This is a genomic window from Paenibacillus crassostreae (genome assembly GCF_001857945.1).
GTDB lineage: Bacteria > Bacillota > Bacilli > Paenibacillales > Paenibacillaceae > Paenibacillus_AQ > Paenibacillus_AQ crassostreae.
The window spans coordinates 4465171-4487132 of record NZ_CP017770.1; the positions used below are offsets into that span (position 1 = coordinate 4465171).

Here is a 21962-nt window from a genome sequence, read left to right on the forward strand (position 1 = left end):
TCTATGAATAAGAGTGGGGTTTTTATTGTGAGATTTATGACATTCTATAAGGTAATAACACTATTTATAATATCAACGATTATTATTGGATCTAACATTACAAACGTTGTTAAAGCAGAAACATTGAACAACAAATACCCTTTTGACGATATTGCCAATAGTTATGCTAAGAAGGAAATAGTAAATTTAGCTAAGTTAAACTTGATTAATGGTAGAGGAAACCGTAAATTTGAGCCTCTACAACCCGTAACACGTGCTGAATTTATTACGATGATTGATCGAATGTTACAGTTAGAACCGGTTAATAATGAGATTGCTTCCTTTATAGATGTTCGTAAGAGCAAATGGTATTATGGCTGGGTACAAGCTGGATTCAATTTAGGCATCATCGATGGGACTAGTCCTGGTGTATTCCAACCTAACGAACTGATTAGTCGCCAAGAGGCTGCAGCATTGATAGCTCGAGCTGTGAAGATAGTTGAAGTTGATAAAGCTGGAACACCAACATTTACTGATTCTGATGAAATTGCATCGTGGGCCACTTCCTATGTAATGATGATCCAAAAGAATAAACTCATGACGGGAAACGGAAATAAATTTCGTCCAAATGCTGATATTACAAGACAAGAAACAGCAGTCGTATTGAATCGAATTGTTGAAAGTGCATTCGGAGTGAAGGTAATGGATGGACAACAGGATACTACAATCCAGATGGGTTGGCAGTATGATAGCACCACAGCAGAATTCATAGACCATGTCAATCATTCCAATATCAATACGCTGACACCGAGATGGTTTTTCTTAAAGGATAAAGGTAGAATCTCAGATCAAGTGGATCCTGAACTCATTTCCTATGCTAAAAAATATAACAAGAAAATATGGGCTATGTTTGGAAATCTTTTCGATGCTGATCTTACGCATACGGTGTTAACTAATTCTGTGATGAGAAATTCGGTTGTGCAGCAAATTACCACTTATGTTCAGAAATATAATTTGGATGGTATCAATGTTGATTTTGAAAACGTAAAGCCAGTGGATAAAATTTATTTCACAGCTTTTATTATTGAGTTAGCAGAGGCATTACATGAGGTGAATGCTGTTCTGTCAGTTGACGTATCCCCAGACTTAGGGACGGATTGGACTGAAGCTTTTGACTATGTGAAACTGGGTAAGGCTGCTGACTATATTGTTCTGATGGGATATGATGAACATTGGAATGGATCACCTAAGGCAGGATCCGTTTCTTCACTGCCATGGCTAGAGCGCGCACTTAATAAATTACTAATTGCAGTACCTGCCGATAAAATAATTGCGGCATTACCCCTATACACTCGGGATTGGTATGATTCTTCCCTAGCCGTTCTATCAGAGGAATTAACGCTAGAACAGCAGAGTGCCCGCATTCTTACATCCAATATTAAATTGTCATGGAATGATACACTGGGTCAATATCTGGCAACCTATACGAAACAAGGAACTCAACACCGGATATGGTTGGAAGAAAGCCGTTCATTTACATTGAAAGATCAAATGATAAATTCGAAGAACATTGCTGGAAATGCTTATTGGTATACGGGAGCTGAAACAAGTGATATTTGGGTTGCACTACGGAATAGTGATAAATTTTCATCATACTAAAGAAACCATACTGCCAGAAAGTGAAAGGAAAAACGAATAAAATGTCATTAGAAAAACCTTCGTCACCCATTCCCATCATTATTCCGCTTTTGATCGGAGTCATTGCAGTTTCTTTTTCATCTATATTTATTAAATGGTCTAGTGCACCCGCATCAATCCAAGGAATGTACAGACTTCTCTTCACGGTAATTCTAATGTTACCCTTCGGTGTTCGACGAATTTCCGAATTTCGGAGGATTACGCCCAAGAATTGGCTCCTTCTAGGATTATCAGGATTCTTTCTAGCGCTACACTTTCTATTATGGATGGGATCATTGAAATATACGACGGTGGCTAGCTCGACGATTATATTGGCCCTTGAACCGGTATTCATCTGGTGTGGTGCATACTTTCTATTCAAAGAGAGAATTTCTACCATCGCGAAGTTTGGTATGTTCATTGCCGTTGTAGGAGCTGGCCTTATTGGGTGGGGAGACATCGGTATTTCAAGTACTAATCTATATGGTGATCTATTATCATTTATGGGTACAATAGCAGTTGCCATTCATATGCTTATTGGACAAAAACTACTTTCGCAAGTATCACCATACGTATATAATTTATCCGTCTTTTCCGTAGCAGTTGTCGTATTTGCAATTTATAATATTTCCTTAGGGGTGTCTTTTATAAATTATGCTGGCCGAGAGTGGGGAATATTCCTCTTGTTAGCGATCGTCCCGACGTTATTCGGACATATGCTATTTAACTGGCTTCTTCAATACATATCTGCAACTAGGGTATCTATGAGTATCCTGGGTGAGCCTGTTGGTGCGAGTATTTTAGCTTTCATATTATTGCATGAAAAGTTATCCATTATGCAAATCAGTGGAGGGGTATTGGCAATTGCTGGCATGATTTTATTCATGAAAGTAACCCGTTCGGATAACAAAGCCAGAGTCAAGGAAAATTTATGATTGATGATTAAAAAGAGTAATCAAATGGTGTCTTTTTTCAGATTTTTTGAATACTGTGGGAAATAGGAGTATAATTTTATATTAGCGGCTTTAATAATGTTCACCATTTTGGTAAGTCTAGTTATAATAAGTAGACCATAATAGAATGAGGGATCAGATAATGATTACAATTAAAACGAAAGAACAGATCCAGAAGATGAAACTTGCTGGCGAAATATTAGCAGCCTGTCATCGCGAAATTAGTAAAATGATCGTCCCAGGAATTACAACCTTAGAGATCGATCGATTCGCGGAGGATTTTATAATTAAGAATGGTGCTACTCCAGAACAAAAAGGATATAATGGTTATCGATTTGCTACTTGTGCATCTGTGAATGACGTTATTTGTCATGGATTCCCTACACATACTAAGCTAAAAGAAGGGGATATCGTGACCATAGATATGGTCGTAAATCTTAATGGTTGGCTGGCAGATTCAGCTTGGTCCTATCCTGTAGGTCAAGTATCTGAGCAATCACAGAAGTTACTAGATGTAACGAAGGAATCGCTTTACAAAGGGATTGAGATGGCGGTTGTTGGGAATCGAATTGGAGATATTTCACATAGCATTCAAGTTTTTGCGGAAGCGCAGGGCTTCTCTGTCGTTAGAGAATTCATAGGACATGGAATAGGTAAAGATATGCATGAAGAACCGCAAGTGCCACACTATGGTCCACCAAATGTAGGTGCAAGATTGAAAGAAGGCATGGTTATTACCATAGAGCCAATGATCAATACAGGAACTTATCGTAGTAAGATAGATGAGGATGGTTGGACGGCAAGAACACTTGACGGAGGATTGTCTGCACAATATGAACACACGCTAGCCATTACAGCTGATGGACCTATTATATTAACAGATCAAGGGTGAGATAGTTAATTACATGGTTCAATTGTAATATTGTACATCTCTAAAGAGGGTGTCTCTTCAGCCTATTATAGTGGCTAGAGATACCCTCTCTTTAGTTGATTTGTGATATATGCACAATGTGCTTTATAATAAGGTTTACTCATATTGAATTATTGGATGTAGAATAGAGAGGTGGAAGAGTATGCAACTTATAGATCAGGAAAAAGTACAACGAATCATTGATCAATTCATAGATCAAGATCTTTATATTCATCTTGAGATGACTACGGGAGCTTATGCTTCCCATAACGATAATACTAAGTTTACAGCGTCAACGTTTATCACCAATGGATTGGTTAAGTATTCTTTAGGTTCAATTGAAGGCGATGGACCCTTTCGTGTGGGGTTAAAGATGAATCAAGGATGGATATATTCCCAAGGATTAACGCACTGGGACGAGAGCAATGTTGAACAACTGATTCTCGCTGGGCATGATCAGGATGGTAAACTAGTAGTATCATTACAATTAAGTAGAGAACCGTTTTAACTATTGAGAGAAGGTGAATTCAAATGGAACGACATATATTAGTTGTATTTCCTCATCCTGATGATGAATGTTTCGGAACCTCTGGATCGTTAGCTAAGTATATTAGTGAAGGTACTGCAGTCACCTATGCTTGTCTTACTTTAGGTGAAAGAGCTAGAAACATGGGTAACCCAATCATGGCCAATCGAGTCTCGCTCCCACAGATTCGTAAATTAGAACTACATGAATCATGCCAACATATTGGAATAACCGACATTAGAATGATGGGTTATCTTGATAAAACAATTGAATTTGAAGATCATGAGAAATTAGACAAGCGAATTAATGATTTAATAACTGAATTGAATCCATCACTTGTGATTACTTTTCATCCTAAATATAGTGTTCATCCAGATCATGATGCTACAGGAGCTGCTGTGATCCGAACCATTGCTAAGATGCCGAAAGAACAAAGACCTACTGTACATTGTTTGGCGTTCACGAAAGGCTGTGAAGAAATATTAGGGAAACCAGATGTGATTACCGATGTATCTGCCTTCTTGAAACAAAAACTCGGCTCAATCCAATCGCATCGTTCTCAATGGCAATTGCCTGCGGATCCCCAAATGGTTGAAAGTGAAGAAATGAAGGAAAGATTCGGTACAGAACGATTTTGGACTTACTCTTTTGAATAATAATGAATACAATGCGGATCTCCTAATATGGGGGATTCGCTTTTTTTGCGGAAATAGGTAGAATATAAAGATAACAAGTTAGCTAATAAATCTAATTGAAATTGGTGATCGTTTGAGCGCAAAACGGAACAGTCAGCTACAAATCGTTATGATCTTCATATGCTTTATCACCCTTCTCAGTGGTTGTAATTCGACAACCCAAGATGAAACTAGTCAATCGAAGGATAATAATTTGGTAACTGAGGATCAAATAGTTGCTCCTATCGTTCCGACAGAACCAACTGAACCAACGGATACTGTACAAGATCTCTTGAATTCTATGAGTACGGAAGAAAAGATAGGTCAATTGGTTGTCGTTGGTATGGATGGAACGATGAACAATGAGGATAACCAAGCATTTATTGAAGACTATCATGTGGGTGGGTTTATATTTTATAAAGATAATATCGAGACAATTCAGCAAGCGCTAAGTTTATTTAATGAACTTAAGTTAGTGAATGAAGTTAATAAAATTCCACTTTGGATGAGCATAGATGAAGAAGGTGGTCGAGTAACACGGATGCCTGACGAATTTCTTGAATTACCTACGAATCAAGTGATAGGTAAGAAGAATGATCCGGTACTTTCTAATAAAATTGGACAGATTCTTGGACGCGAGTTACTAGGGTTCGGGTTAAATATGAATTTTGCTCCAGTGTTAGATATTCATAGTAATCCTAACAATCCCGTCATTGGGAATCGTTCATTTGGAGATGGGGCCGAATTGGTTAGTGCTTTGGGTATTGCAACGATGCAAGGGTTACAGTCACAAGGAGTGGTACCTGTAGTTAAGCATTTTCCAGGACATGGAGATACATCGGTTGACTCCCACATCGGCTTACCTGTTATTGAACACGATCTCGAGCGGTTACGTAAGCTTGAATTGATTCCCTTTCAAAACGCTATCAATGAAGGTGCAGATGTAGTTATGATTGCCCATCTTTTGCTCCCGAAAGTAGACGCAGATTACCCAGCTTCATTTTCTAAAATTGTTATTTCAGATATTCTTCGAGATGAACTGGGCTTCAATGGGGTAATCATCACAGATGATATGACGATGGGCGCGATCGCCGAGAATTATGATCTTGGACAAACCTCTGTTCAATCGGTACTTGCAGGTACGAATATTGTACTCGTCGGCCATGATGTGCAGAAAGTGATAGCCGTCATACAAGCTTTGACAGATGCTGTGGAGAACGGTAAAATTTCAGAAGATGTGTTGAACAATCGAGTCTATGCGATACTAAAGTTGAAGGAAAAGGTAGGAATAAATAATGATCCTGCCGTAGGGCCAGATGTCGAGAAGTTGAATAAAGACATTCGCAACATACTTGATCAGATGAAAGAATGAAAGGGAGGCATCATTAATGGAATCTAAATCAAAAGAGTTATTCGTTTTTGTAGGGTCATATGCCGAATCAGCAGATAACGGTGTATATGTATATACTTTCGATGAAGGTAAAGGACAGCTAAAACTTGTAGACACGGTTGCAGGGTTGAAGAACCCAACTTTTTTAAATGTAGATGCTGATTCACATAAATTATACGCTATATCAGAATCGCACTCTGCGGAGGGTAATAAGATTGGTGAGATTGTGGCGTTCGCAATTGATTCTACTTCTGGTGCATTGAACAAACTTGATCGAAAGGATAGCGTACAATCGACAACATGCCATATTCAACGAGATTCAGAAGGGAAGTTTCTCATTGTTACTAGCTATCACGGGGGAATGATTGGTCTGATCTCCATTAATGAAGATGGTACCTTAGGTGAAGTATTGGATGTACAACAGCATGAAGGGCATAGTGTACATCCGAATCAAGATCGACCGCATCCACATTCCTCTTTCTTTAGTCCGGATGGGAAGTTTCTATTTGTGCAGGATCTTGGGTTAGATATCATTCAAGCATACAGTCTTAACTCAGAGACCCAACAGTTGCTGAAAAAAGGGACAACTCATCTCCATCCAGGCGCTGGACCAAGACATCTTACGTTCCATCCGAATGGGAAGAATGCTTTTGTAATTAATGAACTTGATTCAACGATTACTTCCTTTTTGTATCAAGAAGGTGATGGTGTATTAGCTGAACTGGAGACGGTACCTACCCTGCCAATAAATTTCACTGAAGAGAATGGTTGTGCAGAAATAGTTATCTCGCAAGATGGGAAGTTTGTATATGGTTCCAATCGTGGTCATGATAGTATCGTCGTCTATGCCTTTGATGAAGTGGCTGGTAAATTAACTTTGGTGGAGCATGTTTCGGTTGAAGGGCAGCATCCGCGTCATTTCGCTTTTACTCCAAAAGGAGATTATCTCATTGTGGCTAATCGCGATACGAACAATCTGACAACATTCCGTGTCGATCAAGAATCAGGTAGATTACAATATACAGGAATTAGTGTATCGGTATCTAAGCCTGTGTGTGTTCAACCTTATTATTTGTAAATCAATATGATGATGAGAGTCTCTTAAGTTAGCTATAACTAAAGAGACTCTTATTCAATTTTTATTAATAAAAAGCTGTATTAAAGGTAAAGGTTGATTTAGAAAATAAATATATAAAAATTAGAAATGGATATTTATGCTAAAATAAATATGAGGTTGTGAAAATTTCAATTACACTAACAAAGCAGTTTGGTTGAAGAAGAATATAACTTTAAGAGGTGGTTTAGTGTTTTGGCAATTGTTTATTTTAATTGTAATAATTTGTTTACCTGGTGTATATTTTATGCTTCAAACAGAAAAGAAATTGATGGAAAATGAAGATATTACCTATAATCAGCGATTATTTGCTCATTTAATTTTGGTTGGAATATTTGGTGCAGTTGGAGCATTCACCGTACCGAAAATAAGTATTTTACCTACTGATATAGAATTTTATAATGTTTTAAAATATGGATTTATACTTGGAGTAACTTGTTCGGTAGGAAATATTTTATTGTATTATTTCTACTTGACCAAAAATATTTCATACCATGATTATCTCGCTATTGAAGAACATTACAGTAAAATGGGAATTTTAAGTCGTGTTTTTTATGGTGGATTTGTTGAAGAAGTCATGTTTCGTTGGGGGATAATGAGCTTGGTTTTATGGCTTTCACAACTGATATTAAAGCAGATTAATTTTCATTCTATATTCTTTGCTATTGGTATTTCCAGTATACTTTTTGCTTTGGTACATTTGCCCTCAATTAAGATGGTAATAGAAGAACCTAAGCCCTCAGTATATGTATATACAATTTTGGGGAATGTTTGGGTTGGTATTTTTACTGGTTGGGCATTTTTAGAGGCGGGTATATTTTCAGCTATTATTGTACATGTTTTGTTTCACTTACTATGGTATCCAATTCAAAAAATATCTGCAAATCGTAGACTTTCTTGTTGAATTAACGGGTGCTTTAGCATGGACAGTAAAATATTGTGATCTTAGAGATACATTCCCAAGTTCCGTGAACACTCGCTAAGATAATCATTAGTTTTTTTTGCTCAAATCGCTTTCCATTTTCCTATTGTCAAGGAACTGAAACCAAACTAAATAGAACTGCAAATACTTCGTAGATACGCCATTAAATCGACTCAACCAATTCTGTTTGCCACGGACATTTGAATTACCCCTTTTGTATTAATTACAATCAGGAAACAACAAATGATTATGATTTATTCAAAATCAACCAAGAACTATAACATAGCCTAATAAAATTAAATGGATGTGATACGATGCAAAGTTTTAACAAAAGTAAATTAGATGACAATCAGTTGAAGGACATCATGGATCATGCATTTGGTCAATCGATACAATCATCAGAAGAACTAACTGAAGGTTGGGCTAATGTGGCTTATGAGATTGTTTTGGCGGATGGAAGAAAGGTTGTCCTTAAAGTAGCACCTTCAAAAGATAAGCGATTGATGAGATGTGAGAAAAATAATATGAGGACTGAGGTTGAAGCATTAAGAATCGTCACACAAATAGGTGGGATTCCAGTGCCACATGTATATGTATATGATCCTTCTTGTACACTCATAGACTCTGAATATTTCATCATGGAGTATATTGAAGGAATATCTCTTAATAAAATCAAAGATTCTCTGTTGAGTGAAGAATTACAGAGTATTGAAAAACAATTGGGTGAATATAATGCGTTAATTAATTCTTGCAAAGGTGAGAAATTCGGTTATTTCCATGACGGTGATGATCTGACAGTTTCATGGGCAGTAGCATTTCGAAAACTAATTAATGATGTGCTGCAAGATGGGATTGAAGCGGGTATTGATCTTTCAATTTCTTATTCTGAGATCGAAATAGAGATAGACAAAAGGATCACTACGCTGAATGAAGTATCTGAACCTTGTCTTGTTCACTGGGACTTATGGCCAGGAAATGTATTTATCCATGAAGGGCGAATTTCTGGGATTATTGATTTCGAGAGAGCTTTCTGGGGAGATCCTTTGATTGAGTACTATTTCGGGAAATTTGCTCAATCCGCTGCTTTTGAAGAGGGATATGGTAAAGGGATTACTTCAGAAGGTGAGCGAAATAGACGAGCATTATATGATTTTTATTTAGACCTTGTTATGGTTATTGAATGCGATTATCGTCAATATGAGAATCAGGAACATATTCAATGGGCTTTTCGTAACTTTGAAGAAGGATTTAATAAATTTAAGAAACACCTATAAGGTGCATAATTTCACAAAATAAACCTACACAATGGAATCATCATGTATAATGGTCTCATGGACTATCACGAAGGTAATTATTGAGCGAATAAAGGTAATAATTATTTGATTGGTTCCATATAATCCAGCGAAAGGTGGTGAGATCAATGGAACTATGGGCAATTTGGCTCGTCATCGGAATCGCATTATTTGTTATTGAAATGCTGACATTAACATTTTATCTGTTATGGTTTGGGATTGGAGCAATTACGGCAGCATTAGTCGCTTTAATTGTACCTGATTTGTACCTCCTTCAAGTGTTAGTTGGGTGTATCGTGGCTCTTGTCTTAACATTCTTTACGAAACCTTTGACGAAATTTATGCGACAATCTAAAGGGTACAGTGATGTCATTGATGAATTAGTTGGCAAACAAGGGTTTGTTATTGAAGAGATTGATGTAGGTAAGAACGGAGTCGTTAAAGTAGGCAATGAAACGTGGAGTGCATCATCTGATCAGCTACTGCGTAAAGATGAGATGATCATTGTTATTCACCGTGGTACTACCGTATTAGAAGTCCAAAAATGGGAAGGGGTTTCTTAATGGGTCTTATAATTACTATAACAATTCTAGTTATCGTCGTTGTATTTATTTCGTTGACTGTCAAAATCGTACCGCAACAACGAGTAGGCGTTGTAGAACGTCTCGGTAAATTCCATCGCTTGTTAACACCTGGATTAAATATTCTTATTCCAATAATCGATCATGTAAGGGTATATCATGATTTGCGGATTCAACAAGCGAATGTTCCACCGCAAACGGTAATTACAAAAGATAACGTTCAAGTTGAAATCGACACGATTATATTCTATCAAGTGGTTGGACCAGATCAGGCTACATATGGAATTTCGGATTATGTCTATGGTGTGCGTAACATATCTACAGCAACGATGCGTCAAATTATCGGTAAGATGGAGCTAGATGAGACTTTATCTGGTCGTGAGAAGATCTCGATGGAGATCCGTGTTGCCTTGGATGAAGCAACAGAGAAATGGGGCGTTCGGATAGAGCGGGTTGAAGTTATAGATATTCAGCCACCGAGAGATATTCAAGAAGCGATGGATAAGCAAATGAAGGCTGAACGTAGTAAACGTGCTATCGTTCTGGAGGCAGAAGCTGCTAAGCAAGACATGATTTTACGTGCTGAAGGGGATAAGCAAAGTAAAATCCTCAAAGCTGAAGGGGATAAAGAAGCCCGGATTCGTGAAGCAGAAGGACTAGGTCAAGCTCAAGAACTAGAAGCTCTCGGTGAAGCTAAAGCGATTCTAGCAGTCGCTCAGGCGGAGAAAAATCGAATTGAATTAATTCGTGAAGCTGGATTAGATGAGAATGTCCTTGCGTATCGTTCATTCGAGGCATTAACTGAGATTTCTAAAGGACCTGCTAATAAAGTGTTTATCCCTTCCAATGCAATAGAAATTCTTGGTAGCTTGGGGGCAATTGGGGAAATATTTAAATCAAAAGAAAAGTAGAATGTAGAAGTATAAATATGTATTAACGAAAGAAGCCAACCATTTATATAAAGGGTTTGGCTTCTTTCGTTATATCTTGTTAATATAAGGAATAGTAACTATGAAGTGTGGTAAAAAACTGGAGGACATCCGACATTGATGAACATATTAGAAATATCCAAATTGTACAAAACATATGGAGATCAGACGATATTAAATGATTTGTCAGCTACTATATCGATCCCTGAAAGAATCGCACTATTAGGGAAATCAGGGCAAGGGAAGAGTACTCTTCTACGTATATTATGTCGTTTAGAGACACAAGATCTGGGTGGGATTTCGTTTCAGGGGCGTTCATATTTAGATATGGATGTGAAGGAATGGAGAAAAAAGATTAGCTATGTATCTCAACAATCCTATATGCTACAAGGAAGTGTGGAGGATAATTTAAGGACTGTCAGTCAATTACATAGAACAGACTTTGACATTGCGTTAGCTAAGCAACTGATGGCAGCTTTAAATCTGGAACATCTTGACTGGAACAAGTCATCGTCAGAATTATCTGGGGGTGAGAAACAAAGAGTAGCTCTCGCTCGAACTTTATTGTTGAAACCCGAAGTTATCCTTCTAGATGAGGTGACAGCCTCTCTTGATATGGAGAGTAAATACGCGGTTGAGACATTATTGATAGATTGGCAAAGGGAAAAAGGAAATACATTCATTTGGATCACGCATGATCTTGAACAAGCTGAAAGAATAAGTAATAGAATATGGTTCATCGAGGGTGGATCATTGGTAGAGGATGGGGAAAGCTAATGTCTTATTTAGCTCTAAGTTTTACGCTTATATTTGTGATCATTACGATGCTAGTCTCTATGTGGCAAAAGCTTGATTTAGAAAAGGATATAGCCATTGGAACGGTTCGTGCAACAATTCAATTACTATTAGTTGGATATGTGCTATTGTATGTGTTCGAATCTAAACAACCGATGTTAATCATATTAATCATTTCGGTAATGATCACGGTCGCTGCTTGGAATGCAGGTAAACGAGGAAAAGGGTTAAAGGGTATCCGCTGGCGTATAGCACTTGCAATTGGTTGTACGGAAATTCTAATGATGACTTTACTGTTAGGTCTACATATTATTGAAGCAACTCCACGCTACATCATACCGCTTAGTGGCATGACAATAGGAAATGCAATGGTCGTGTCTGGACTCTTTTTAAACTTTATGAAAAGAGAGGTAGAAACAAACAAGGGTGAAGTGGAAACTTTATTAAGTTTAGGTGCAACTGCTAGACAAGCTATTCAAGAATCACTTAAACGTGCGGTGAAATCAAGTATGATCCCAACCATTGATGGAATGAAGACAGTCGGATTAGTACAATTGCCAGGTATGATGACTGGGATGATTATTGCTGGTGCTGATCCTGTCGAGGCCGTTCGATATCAGATCTTAATTATGTTTGCTTTTACAGCCTCAGCAGCCATCACAAGTATTGTACTTAGCATCATAAGTTATCAATTATGGTTCACTAAAGATTTACGCGTTATTTCTTTATAAGTTATAATGATTATATGTTTAACTCACTAATAAAGGGAATGGTGTAGGTATGAAACGAATACCCGATGGAATAAAGAAACGTTCGGAGTTATTTTTTAAACAAAAGAAATTAATGTTTCTTTTCGTAACACTCATGATTGGGTTAATTATCTTAGTATTCAGTCAAATTTCTTACATTTTTACCCCTATTGGAATTATTATCGGAACGATGTCGATCCCGATTATATTAGCTGCAGTAGCTTATTATTTACTAAATCCACTGGTGGATTTCATGGAACGTAGGAAGATCAAGAGGGGATATTCGATCCTGATTCTATACTTGTTGATCATTGGATTACTGACGATCCTTATCGTGGGAATTATACCAGTCGTTCGCGAACAAATTATGGGGTTTGTTGAGAACCTCCCATTGTATAGTGAAGAAGCACAGACTCTTTTTGAGGATTGGATAGGCAGTGATTTGTTCACACAGATTCAACAAAACCTTGGTTTTAATGCACCAGAATTAATGAGCGAATTATCTTCGAGAGCGGCAACTTTTTTTAATAGTACTTTCAAGGGGATAGGGAATGTTGTTGGGGCCGTAACTGAAGTTATGTTATCTATCATCATAGCGCCATTTATACTAGTATATCTGTTGAAAGATGGGAAAAAGCTTGCTCCATTCCTACTCAATTTCTTACCAACAAAGACTAGACCACGTACATCAAAGGTCTTAGGAGAAATCAGTCATCAGATTAGTTCCTATATCCGTGGACAGATTATTGTTAGCTTCTGTATTGGAGTATTGCTGTATTTCGGATATTTGATCATTGGATTAGATTATCCAGTAGTACTTGCAATCATAGCTGCTTTTACTAGTATTGTTCCTTATTTAGGTCCTACGATAGCTATTACACCGGCTATTATTATTGCCTTAGTAACATCACCGTTTATGCTAGTTAAGATGGTTATTGTATGGACGGTGGTTCAATTGATCGAAGGAAAATTTATTTCTCCACAAATCATGGGAAAAACGCTAAGTATTCATCCCATTACTATTATTTTTGTTATTATTGTAGCGGGTAAATTATTCGGAGTGGTTGGAATCATACTAGCCGTTCCTGGCTACGCTATTCTAAAAGTAATCGCCATGAATTTATTCGATTGGTTTAAGTCAACTTCACATTGGTATGATCCTGTTCCAGAAGTAATTGATCAAGTAGATGCACCAGATGAAGGAGAAAGGATATGAACCCTGCGATAGATATTATTTATGAAGCGCCTTTGCCTGAAGAATATAATGAATTACGAGTGAAAGCTGGTTTGAGTGCAAAAGACATTGCAGGAGCAAGCATAGCATTGGGCAACTCAATTTTTTGTATTATATTAAGACAATCGAATGATCTGATAGGGATGGGGAGAATTATCGGTGATGGAGGATGCTTTTATCATATTGTTGATATCGCAGTAGATCCTTCATATCAAGGAAAGGGATTAGGAAAGTTGCTCATGGCAGAAATAACGCAATTTTTAGATGAAAATGCATTTAAAGATTCATATGTAAGTTTAATTGCAGATAGCCCAGCCGATCAATTATACAAAAAGTTTGGGTTTGAATATACATATCCTAAGTCTGTTGGGATGTATAAGAAATATTAATGTGTGATGTGATAAGTGAACGAGGAGTGCTCATAAAGGAGATTCATAATGTGAACAAATGGTATCACATTCGCTGGTGGAAGCTACTTATACTTGTTGTAGTCTTTATAGGAATTGGGATGGGAGTTTATTTGAAGCCCTATGCACCAGATGCCACAGCACTTGAAGCTATGAAGAGTAGTAATGGTGTAACAGTGATCGAACAACGCCAGTGGATTCAATTCGATCCAAATAATACTGTGGGTCCAAGTGTCATCTTCTATCCTGGTGGATTAGTGGAACCTGAGAGCTATGCACCTATGGCTAAAGAGCTTGCTATACAAGGGCATCGTACTTATATTGTGAAAATGCCGTTAAATCTTGCTGTAATAGGTGGAGATAGAGCGGATGCCATACTTACGGCGGAGCCTAATGAAACCTTTGTGATAGGTGGTCATTCATTGGGCGGTGTAATGGCTTCTCGTTTTGCAGCTAGTCACCCAGATCGCATCGCGGGAGTGTTCTTTTTAGCGGCATATCCTGATTCGAAAGGGAGCCTACAGGAAAAGGATGTACCTGTCCTATCTCTTATTGGATCAGATGATGGTCTTGTAGAAGAGGATACTTATGAAACAGCGAAACAGTATCTCCCGTTAAATACTGAATATTACGTAATAGAAGATGGTAACCATGCTCAATTTGGTAGTTATGGTCCACAAAAGGGAGACAATCCTGCAAAGATAACGTATGAAGAACAACTTCAAACCATGATAGAGAGATTAACAGAGTGGATGGATATATTAGAATAGTAAACAATAGTTAAAAGCGAGGGGATATTAATCATATCCTGCTCGTTTTTTTATAAGCAAAATTGATCTAAATCAATTAATAATGATAATCATTATCATATAATAAAATGGAAATGTAATAAAGAGATCAGAAGCTAATCTTTATAAAGGGAATTTCACTTTGTATGTGTATGTATCAGTACTAGGGGGGGGTAATGATGTTAGTTAAAAATCTTGGACAAACACGATTGATGCTACTAGATAGTATTAAAGAGTTAACTGATAAACAACTTAATCAAAAACAAAGCTCAGAAAAATGGAGCATTTCTCAAGTACTATTTCATTTATATACTACTGAGAAGGAAATTGCGTTACTTATTTTCAACTCTCTTAACTCAGGAAGCAAGAAAATAGCGGAGAGAGATTTATCAATACTTGTTGAAAATTCAGTGAAAAATATGACAACAAACGAACCACCAGAAGAGTACATCACGAAGAATGAATTGATTGGTCTACTAGAAGAATCTAGATTTCAATATGTACAGGCTATTTTTAATGAAGTTCATGCACATGTTCTATTAGAAAAATCAGTTGAGCATCCGGAATTTGGTTGGATTAGTTCACAAGATTTACTGGAATTCATCTGGCATCATGAAAAAGGATATATTAAGCAAATAGAAGAAATCAAACAAGGACTTAATTGAATAACTTTTCAACCAACTGATAACTAACATGAGGAGGAAGTAACGATGGTAGAACAATTTACGTGTCATTTTGCACTTAAATACACTGCACGATGGAATGAACTTTCGGACCAAGAGAAAAAGGTAGCAATTAATGAAGTAGTATTATTGTTTAAGAAGTATGAGGGGAAAGTTGGACTGCGTGGTTCTTACGTATCTCAAGCCTTTCAAGCACATACAGATATTTTATTATGGATGTATGCTGATCGTTTTGAAGATATACAAGATTTACAATTAGAAATTCGTCGTTCACCATTAGGAAAATCTGTGGATACACCACATGCGTTTACAGGAATGACTAAGTCATTTGAGTTCTCGGAACATCCAACATCCTTCCAAATGGGAATTCCACCAAGGGACTATCTATGTTTTTATCCATTTGTTAGAACGCCAGAATACTATCTATTGCCTAAATGGGAAAGAGGAGCCCTTCTTAAAGACCACGGGCAAATAGGTCATGAATTTGTTCCGGGTATTTTAACGAATGGAGTTCATGCTTTTGGATTGGGTGATTATGAATGGCTTCTCTCGTTTGAAACAGATGACTTAGGATTACTGGTAGATTGTGTCCGTAAATTAAGAGAGAGCAAATCAAGACTATATATGCAAAATGAAACGCCATTTATTGTTGGACGTCTGTTCGATCTTGAAGAAGCATTGTCACAATTTTAACTAGATTAATATGTTGAATATTTCAATTCGAGTAGCTACTAAACGTAGCTTGCTCGTTTTTTTTGCGTAAAGAATGAAATGTGTAATAAATACGATAAAGAGATACTATACTTTACTAAGTTAACTAGAGTGACTAAAACGATATATTAATGTAATATTTACTATTAATATAAAGGTTGACTGGTTTAGGAGGAATACTTATGGATTCGTATAAATCACTGAAAAAACTACATATTGGATTACTATTTATCTTTGGTTTCATGATAGTAGTAGCTTGGAAGTCAGGGCTATTCGCAATACTCAATGTGCCTGAGAATATTGCATTGCAATCTTTTAAGACAATGTTTATTAGTATCGTTCTGGAATCTATCCCTTTTATATTAATTGGAGTCGTGGTCTCATCCATATTACAAATCTTCGTATCGGAGAAATGGATCCAGAAGCTTGTTCCAAAGAACCCATTACTAGGCATTATTTATGCATGTGTATTAGGAATTCTTTTTCCTGTATGTGAATGTGGATTGATCCCCATTATGAGGAGATTAATTACGAAAGGGATGCCTTTATATGTTGCAGTCGTGTCTATTCTTGTTGGCCCAATTGTTAATCCTGTCGTGTATGTAGCAACCTTCTCAGCATTCCGTGGAAGACCAGAAATGCTATACGCTCGAATGGGACTGGCTATAGCTGTGGGTACTGTGATTGGGTTAATTGTGTATTTCTTTGTACATCAGAATCAATTACGTAATAGTAAGTTGACGCTCTATGCTGGAACAAATGAGGGGACTACAGAACATGAACAGCAACATCGTAAGGGGAATAAAATTTTTGCCGTCTTAGAGCATTCGGGAAGTGAGTTTTTTGAGATGGGGAAATATTTGATGTTGGGTTCAGTCATCACGGCTGCCATTCAGACCTTTGTTCCGAGAGCCGAACTTGTTGAGATTGGTCAGGGACCGATGGTGTCCCATATCTTTATGATGGGTTTTGCTTACATCCTGTCGATATGTTCAACATCGGATGCCTTTGTTGCTGCTTCATTCGTGAATAGTTTCTCTGTAGGCTCTTTATTAACCTTCTTGGTCTTTGGCCCGATGTTGGATTTCAAGAGTACATTGATGTTGCTGTCTGTATTTAAAACGAGATTTGTTCTCTTACTGGGTTGCTTAATTATCACTGTTGTCTTAGTAGGTTCATTAATTGTAGAGCGATTTTATTTCGGTTATTAAGTTAACTAACATAGAAAGGATGACTTTAGAATGGAAAAGGAACACTCCAACAAGGCTCATTATTGGATCCGTGCAGTCATCTTATTAGGCTTCACCTTCTATATTACTCATCTAGTGAGTACGGGGAATATTATTTATTACATTGCTCCACGCATGACACCCTATGTCAAATATGCCTCGATTCTTTTGTTTGGGATAGCTATTTTCCAAGTGTATTTAGCGCTTCAGTCAAATAGAGAAGAGAACGAAGAGTCTTGTGATTGCGTACATATACCATCTAGATCTTTGATCGTTAATATAGGAACGTATTCATTATTTATATTGCCATTAGTTATGGGGTTCATGATGCCAGATACAGCAATGGGAAGTAGTGTAGCATCGATCAAGGGAATGAATCTAAGTGCGGATCAATCCTTATTGCAGACTTTGTCTACATCGAAGACACCGAAGACTTCTGCTCCATTATCTGAAGAGGATACAGAACTTACGAAGTTATTTCCATCGGATGAATATACAGAAGATTATGCTTTATTAGGAATGAGGTTATATAAGAAAGAAATGATCACGATTGAAGAAGAAGGGTATATGGAGCTCTTAACTTCGATTGACCTATATATTGAGAATTTCATTGGCAAAAAAATAAAGATGACAGGATTCGTGTATCGTGAGGATGATATGCTCTCGAATCAGTTTGTGATTTCTAGACTTACTATGCAATGTTGTTCTGCGGATACTGCGCCATATGGTATAATGGTGGAATCTGTAGACGCGACTAATTTCGCTGAGGACACATGGGTTGAACTGACAGGGACCATTGGTCAGACGACATACAATAGCAACGAAATTATGAAAATAGATGCCATAAGTCTTACACCTACAGATGCTTCGGCAACACCTTATATTTATCCGTATTTCGATGATTTCAATCAATTAGGGAATTAATTATTAACTAACAATAAGCAATTTCGATGAGAAAGGAAAGAATAACATGACAGAGCATGAACATGAGCATGAGGATCGTAAATCAAGAGTTAATCAAATGATTCATGTGATGACGACAAGTGGATGGAGAATCACGGAACAACGACGGAAGTTAGCAGAGATATTTACGGATGCCAATGGATATTTATCTCCAAAAGATGTGTATGATCAAATGACAGTTCCATATCCAAGTGTAAGCTTTGATACGGTGTATCGAAATTTACGATTATTGAGCGAAATGGGTGCTTTAGAACAATTTTATTTCATGGAAGGCGGACTGAAATTTAAAGCAAGATGTTCTACACATCATCACCATCATTTAATTTGTGTGAATTGTGAGAAAACATTAACCTTTGATTATTGTCCGATGGAGCAATCCTTGAAATTACCTGGCTCGTTTAAAATAATCAATCATCGATTCGAGGTATATGGATTATGTGAAGAATGCCAAAAGGAACCTGTTAACTCTTAATTACATTTGTAAACAAGTATAAACGCCTTCGGCGTCCTTTTAAGGACGGTAAGTGTTTAAGCGAGAAATATAAGAAAGTATAGCGTAAAACTTATACTTTCTTATATTTGAGACAAAGAAGAAGCCCTCTGTGTGGGGCTTCTTCTTTATTTCTATATTAGATGGATTTCCAATCGGATAAGATACGATCAATGTCTAATTCGATACCAATAATTACGATGTAAGCATCACCTAAGTAGGATGTTTCCTCCCAATAAGTGCGTTTACCAGCATGTTGCATTAATAGTGTTTTATTTTGATTAGATAAATACATATAACCCTTGGCTCGCAGCAATTTATCTTTCCATCGTTGAAGGAATCGTTCAATGTTCTCTTGTGTTACTGCCGTTCGTGATTCAATAGGTAACGTTAATGACTGAACACGAGCGAAAGAGCGGTATTCTTCAGCATGAGAGTCATTCACCCGTGATACAGTTGATTTAGCTTGGCTTAGTGACGCCGGATTTATCATACGGAATCGTTGGATATTTACCTTTTGTTCACCTGTTGATTTCACAATGCCAGAAAGAATAGAAGTATGGTCCACCCGGCTATGTGTAGCAAAAGTAATAAGCGCATTTTCATTATGTTTCATAATCATATTCTTTACTTTCCGCAGATGCGATTCTTTGACAAGATCGGTTTTATTTACAATAATCTGATCAGCTACTTCGATTTGTCTTCGTAGTGTCTGTACAAGTTGTTTATCTGATGAGAATACACTGTTATAATCCAATACATTCTCAGCATCCAATACGGTGACGATCTGCTTCAAAGACATATGTTGTATGAGTCCAGGTTCAGTAATCGCGTCTGCGATTTCTTCCGGATTAGCTACTCCCGTTAGTTCTATGAGTATAACATCTGGCTTACTTTTAAGAAGGGTAGTTAGACTGGAAATGAGCTCACTTTTTTTACTGCAACATACACAACCATCCAAAAGCTTCTCCATCGTCTCCCCACTATGCTCGTCCAAAATGATTCCATCTACATCTGATTTACCTAGTTCATTCATTAAGATCCCGGGCTGCAAATATCGAGATCTAATTTCTTTCAGTAGATGTAGCAGGTACGTCGTTTTGCCACTCCCCAGAAAACCACTTATAACAATGACTGGAATCCTCAATCGATAACCTCCTTATATACTTCATGTAATAGATGGATATTCATATGGTGAAGATATGATGCCATTCAGGAGTAATTTTTACGTAAAAGTAACGACCGCTACGCTTCAACAAGACAAATTCATTTTAGCCTAAAAAATTATTTTGCTATTGACTAAAAAAAAGGTAACTGCTAAACTACTTTAAGTGTAATGATTACGAATAAATAATTGTCTGCGTATTAGTTTTTAGATTCTCTTTTTATTTAATCTATTATCGTAAAAATTACTAATTAATACTACAGATATATTAGGATCATGAGTTTGGTTTATCTGTTGATTCATGATTATTCAGAAGGGAAGAGTTAGTTCATGATAGTTGCGTCATTAGAAGAAGTTGTATTTGGATATAGTGATGTTCCTTGTATTGAGGATGCCAGTATGGATGTTCACTCTGGAGAATTTGTTGCGGTAACAGGCCCAAATGGAGCATCCAAAACTACATTGCTAAAACTTATGCTTGGACTGTTACAACCATGGGAAGGGAAGGTTCATCTAGCTGCTACAAATACTGAGGGAAGAAAACTTGTTGTAGGGTATGTGCCACAGCAGATTGCATCATTTAATGCTGGATTTCCTAGTACGATTATGGAATTTGTCCGATCTGGTAGATTTGTTCGAGGATCTTGGTTACGAAGATTAAACACAGAAGACCATGAATGGACTGAACAAGTATTACGTCAAGTTGGTATGTGGCAACATAGACATCGAAAAATAGGAGAGTTATCTGGCGGGCAGAAACAACGAATTTGTATTGCAAGAGCCCTCGCTCAAGAATCTGATCTACTCATTCTAGATGAACCAACAACTGGAATGGATTTGGAGAGCCGAATTGGGTTCTATGAATTGATGCATCGTCTAGTGAAAGACCAAGGTAAGACCGTGATTATGGTTACGCATGGACTTTCAGAAGTGAATGATTATTTGGACCGAATTATCGAGCTTGAACGGAAGGAGGAAGGAGGATGGAAATGCTGCACTATGACTTCATGCAGCGGGCATTTTGTGCCGGTGGGCTAATAGCTCTGATCGCCTCAGTATTGGGTGTATATCTGATGTTGAGACGTCAAGCGTTGATGGCGGATATGTTATCACATGTTTCATTAGCTGGTGTTGCAGCAGGAGTCTTCTTTAATATCAATCCAACATTAACAGGTTTCGTTGTGGCAGTGATTGGAGCAGTTGCTGTGGAAGTCGTGCGAAAATTCTATACAACATATAGTGAAGTTTCGATAGCCATCATTATGATTGGTGGGTTATCGTTGGCTGTTGTACTTATGAGTATGAACACAGGTGTTAGCAAGAGTTTCACATCCTACTTGTTCGGCTCAGTCGTTGCAGTATCACAAACCGAACTATGGTTGATGGTATTCGTAGCTTTGATCGGTGGGGTATTCTTTTATCTATTCAGGCGACCTCTATATCAAATGACATTTGATGAAGAAACCGCCAAGTCAGCAGGGTTACCCGTTCAATGGTTATCCTTAGGATTCAGTATTATGACAGGAATGATCGTTGCAGCAGCTATGCCCATAGTCGGTGTTCTCTTGGTGTCTTCTTTAATTGTTCTTCCTGCAGCTCTAGCGATTCGCATTGCACGCAGTTTTAATACTGCACTCATCATCTCGATGGTGATTGGATTGATTGGTGTTTTTTCTGGCCTAACTGCTTCTTATGAACTGGGTACACCACCTGGTGGAACGATCGCGTTGTTGTTATTCATGATACTTATTATAGGAATTATGGTGAAGAAAATCGTTAGAAAGATACATTAATTATAAAG

At 37.4% G+C, this 21962-nt stretch carries 24 protein-coding genes and 1 pseudogene; 23 read left to right on the plus strand and 2 right to left on the minus strand.

What is annotated here, in order from left to right:
* Positions 1–3: 3 nt before the first annotated feature.
* From LPB68_RS20675 to LPB68_RS20710, 8 genes are all read left to right on the plus strand, one after another.
* Positions 4–1638 (plus strand): S-layer homology domain-containing protein, encoded by a 1635-nt coding sequence (locus LPB68_RS20675; protein WP_237087901.1) that lies wholly within the window; start codon positions 4–6, stop codon positions 1636–1638.
* A gap of 41 nt (positions 1639–1679) precedes the next feature.
* Positions 1680–2591 (plus strand): DMT family transporter, encoded by a 912-nt coding sequence (locus tag LPB68_RS20680; protein WP_068655429.1) that lies wholly within the window; start codon positions 1680–1682, stop codon positions 2589–2591.
* Positions 2592–2751: 160 nt separating this feature from the next.
* A complete protein-coding gene (map, locus tag LPB68_RS20685) occupies positions 2752–3501 on the plus strand; it encodes a type I methionyl aminopeptidase (RefSeq protein WP_068655427.1) in 750 nt (249 codons plus the stop codon).
* Between the two features lie 181 nt (positions 3502–3682).
* A complete protein-coding gene (locus LPB68_RS20690; protein WP_068655425.1) occupies positions 3683–4027 on the plus strand; it encodes a YojF family protein in 345 nt (114 codons plus the stop codon).
* A 23-nt stretch (positions 4028–4050) separates the two neighbouring features.
* On the plus strand, positions 4051–4701 hold the full coding sequence (gene bshB2, locus LPB68_RS20695; RefSeq protein ID WP_068655423.1) for a bacillithiol biosynthesis deacetylase BshB2: 651 nt from the start codon (positions 4051–4053) through the stop codon (positions 4699–4701).
* A 112-nt stretch (positions 4702–4813) separates the two neighbouring features.
* Positions 4814–6091 (plus strand): beta-N-acetylhexosaminidase, encoded by a 1278-nt coding sequence (gene nagZ / locus LPB68_RS20700; protein ID WP_232510158.1) that lies wholly within the window; start codon positions 4814–4816, stop codon positions 6089–6091.
* A 16-nt stretch (positions 6092–6107) separates the two neighbouring features.
* The gene (locus tag LPB68_RS20705) at positions 6108–7187 is read left to right on the plus strand and encodes a lactonase family protein (protein ID WP_068655421.1); all 1080 of its coding nucleotides are present in this window, start codon (positions 6108–6110) and stop codon (positions 7185–7187) included.
* A 226-nt stretch (positions 7188–7413) separates the two neighbouring features.
* Positions 7414–8127 (plus strand): CPBP family intramembrane glutamic endopeptidase, encoded by a 714-nt coding sequence (locus LPB68_RS20710; protein ID WP_068655419.1) that lies wholly within the window; start codon positions 7414–7416, stop codon positions 8125–8127.
* Between the two features lie 13 nt (positions 8128–8140).
* On the opposite strand, the pseudogene LPB68_RS22915 reads toward LPB68_RS20710, so the two are convergent.
* Positions 8141–8331 (minus strand): annotated as a pseudogene (locus tag LPB68_RS22915) (IS1595-like element ISSpps1 family transposase); the annotation flags it as partial.
* A 128-nt stretch (positions 8332–8459) separates the two neighbouring features.
* On the opposite strand from LPB68_RS22915, the gene LPB68_RS20715 reads away from it, so the two are divergent.
* The 13 genes from LPB68_RS20715 (at position 8460) to LPB68_RS20775 (ending at position 18978) form a co-directional block, all read left to right on the plus strand.
* Positions 8460–9419, plus strand: coding sequence for an aminoglycoside phosphotransferase family protein (locus LPB68_RS20715; RefSeq protein WP_068655417.1), 960 nt, complete (start codon positions 8460–8462; stop codon positions 9417–9419).
* A 146-nt stretch (positions 9420–9565) separates the two neighbouring features.
* Positions 9566–10000, plus strand: a complete 435-nt coding sequence (locus LPB68_RS20720) for an NfeD family protein (RefSeq protein ID WP_068655415.1) — start codon at positions 9566–9568, stop codon at positions 9998–10000.
* The gene (locus LPB68_RS20725) at positions 10000–10929 is read left to right on the plus strand and encodes an SPFH domain-containing protein (RefSeq protein WP_082865596.1); all 930 of its coding nucleotides are present in this window, start codon (positions 10000–10002) and stop codon (positions 10927–10929) included. Before LPB68_RS20720 ends, LPB68_RS20725 begins: the two co-directional genes overlap by 1 nt.
* Positions 10930–11067: 138 nt before the next feature.
* Positions 11068–11724, plus strand: a complete 657-nt coding sequence (locus tag LPB68_RS20730) for an ABC transporter ATP-binding protein (RefSeq protein ID WP_068655411.1) — start codon at positions 11068–11070, stop codon at positions 11722–11724.
* The gene (locus LPB68_RS20735) at positions 11724–12473 is read left to right on the plus strand and encodes an ABC transporter permease (RefSeq protein ID WP_068655409.1); all 750 of its coding nucleotides are present in this window, start codon (positions 11724–11726) and stop codon (positions 12471–12473) included. Before LPB68_RS20730 ends, LPB68_RS20735 begins: the two co-directional genes overlap by 1 nt.
* A gap of 49 nt (positions 12474–12522) precedes the next feature.
* Complete coding sequence (locus tag LPB68_RS20740) at positions 12523–13707, plus strand: AI-2E family transporter (RefSeq protein ID WP_068655407.1); 1185 nt, start codon at positions 12523–12525, stop codon at positions 13705–13707.
* Positions 13704–14114, plus strand: coding sequence for a GNAT family N-acetyltransferase (locus tag LPB68_RS20745; protein ID WP_068655405.1), 411 nt, complete (start codon positions 13704–13706; stop codon positions 14112–14114). Before LPB68_RS20740 ends, LPB68_RS20745 begins: the two co-directional genes overlap by 4 nt.
* Before the next feature lie 50 nt (positions 14115–14164).
* A complete protein-coding gene (locus LPB68_RS20750; RefSeq protein ID WP_232510156.1) occupies positions 14165–14902 on the plus strand; it encodes an alpha/beta fold hydrolase in 738 nt (245 codons plus the stop codon).
* Positions 14903–15096: 194 nt separating this feature from the next.
* Positions 15097–15585: a DinB family protein gene (locus LPB68_RS20755; protein WP_082865594.1), complete on the plus strand. Its 489-nt coding sequence runs from the start codon at positions 15097–15099 to the stop codon at positions 15583–15585.
* A gap of 45 nt (positions 15586–15630) precedes the next feature.
* A complete protein-coding gene (locus LPB68_RS20760) occupies positions 15631–16296 on the plus strand; it encodes a chlorite dismutase family protein (protein WP_068655401.1) in 666 nt (221 codons plus the stop codon).
* A 200-nt stretch (positions 16297–16496) separates the two neighbouring features.
* On the plus strand, positions 16497–17525 hold the full coding sequence (locus LPB68_RS20765) for a permease (RefSeq protein ID WP_068655399.1): 1029 nt from the start codon (positions 16497–16499) through the stop codon (positions 17523–17525).
* A gap of 30 nt (positions 17526–17555) precedes the next feature.
* Entirely contained in the window at positions 17556–18467 is a 912-nt protein-coding gene (locus tag LPB68_RS20770) for a TIGR03943 family putative permease subunit (protein ID WP_068655397.1), read from the plus strand.
* Between the two features lie 46 nt (positions 18468–18513).
* Entirely contained in the window at positions 18514–18978 is a 465-nt protein-coding gene (locus tag LPB68_RS20775) for a Fur family transcriptional regulator (RefSeq protein ID WP_068655395.1), read from the plus strand.
* A gap of 157 nt (positions 18979–19135) precedes the next feature.
* Here LPB68_RS20775 and LPB68_RS20780 read toward each other — a convergent pair whose 3' ends face one another.
* Positions 19136–20143: a CobW family GTP-binding protein gene (locus LPB68_RS20780; protein ID WP_068655393.1), complete on the minus strand. Its 1008-nt coding sequence runs from the start codon at positions 20141–20143 to the stop codon at positions 19136–19138.
* A 348-nt stretch (positions 20144–20491) separates the two neighbouring features.
* Here LPB68_RS20780 and LPB68_RS20785 point away from each other — a divergent pair, with 348 nt between their 5' ends.
* Positions 20492–21199: a metal ABC transporter ATP-binding protein gene (locus tag LPB68_RS20785; RefSeq protein ID WP_068655390.1), complete on the plus strand. Its 708-nt coding sequence runs from the start codon at positions 20492–20494 to the stop codon at positions 21197–21199.
* Positions 21145–21954, plus strand: coding sequence for a metal ABC transporter permease (locus tag LPB68_RS20790; protein ID WP_068655388.1), 810 nt, complete (start codon positions 21145–21147; stop codon positions 21952–21954). Before LPB68_RS20785 ends, LPB68_RS20790 begins: the two co-directional genes overlap by 55 nt.
* Positions 21955–21962: the final 8 nt, after the last annotated feature.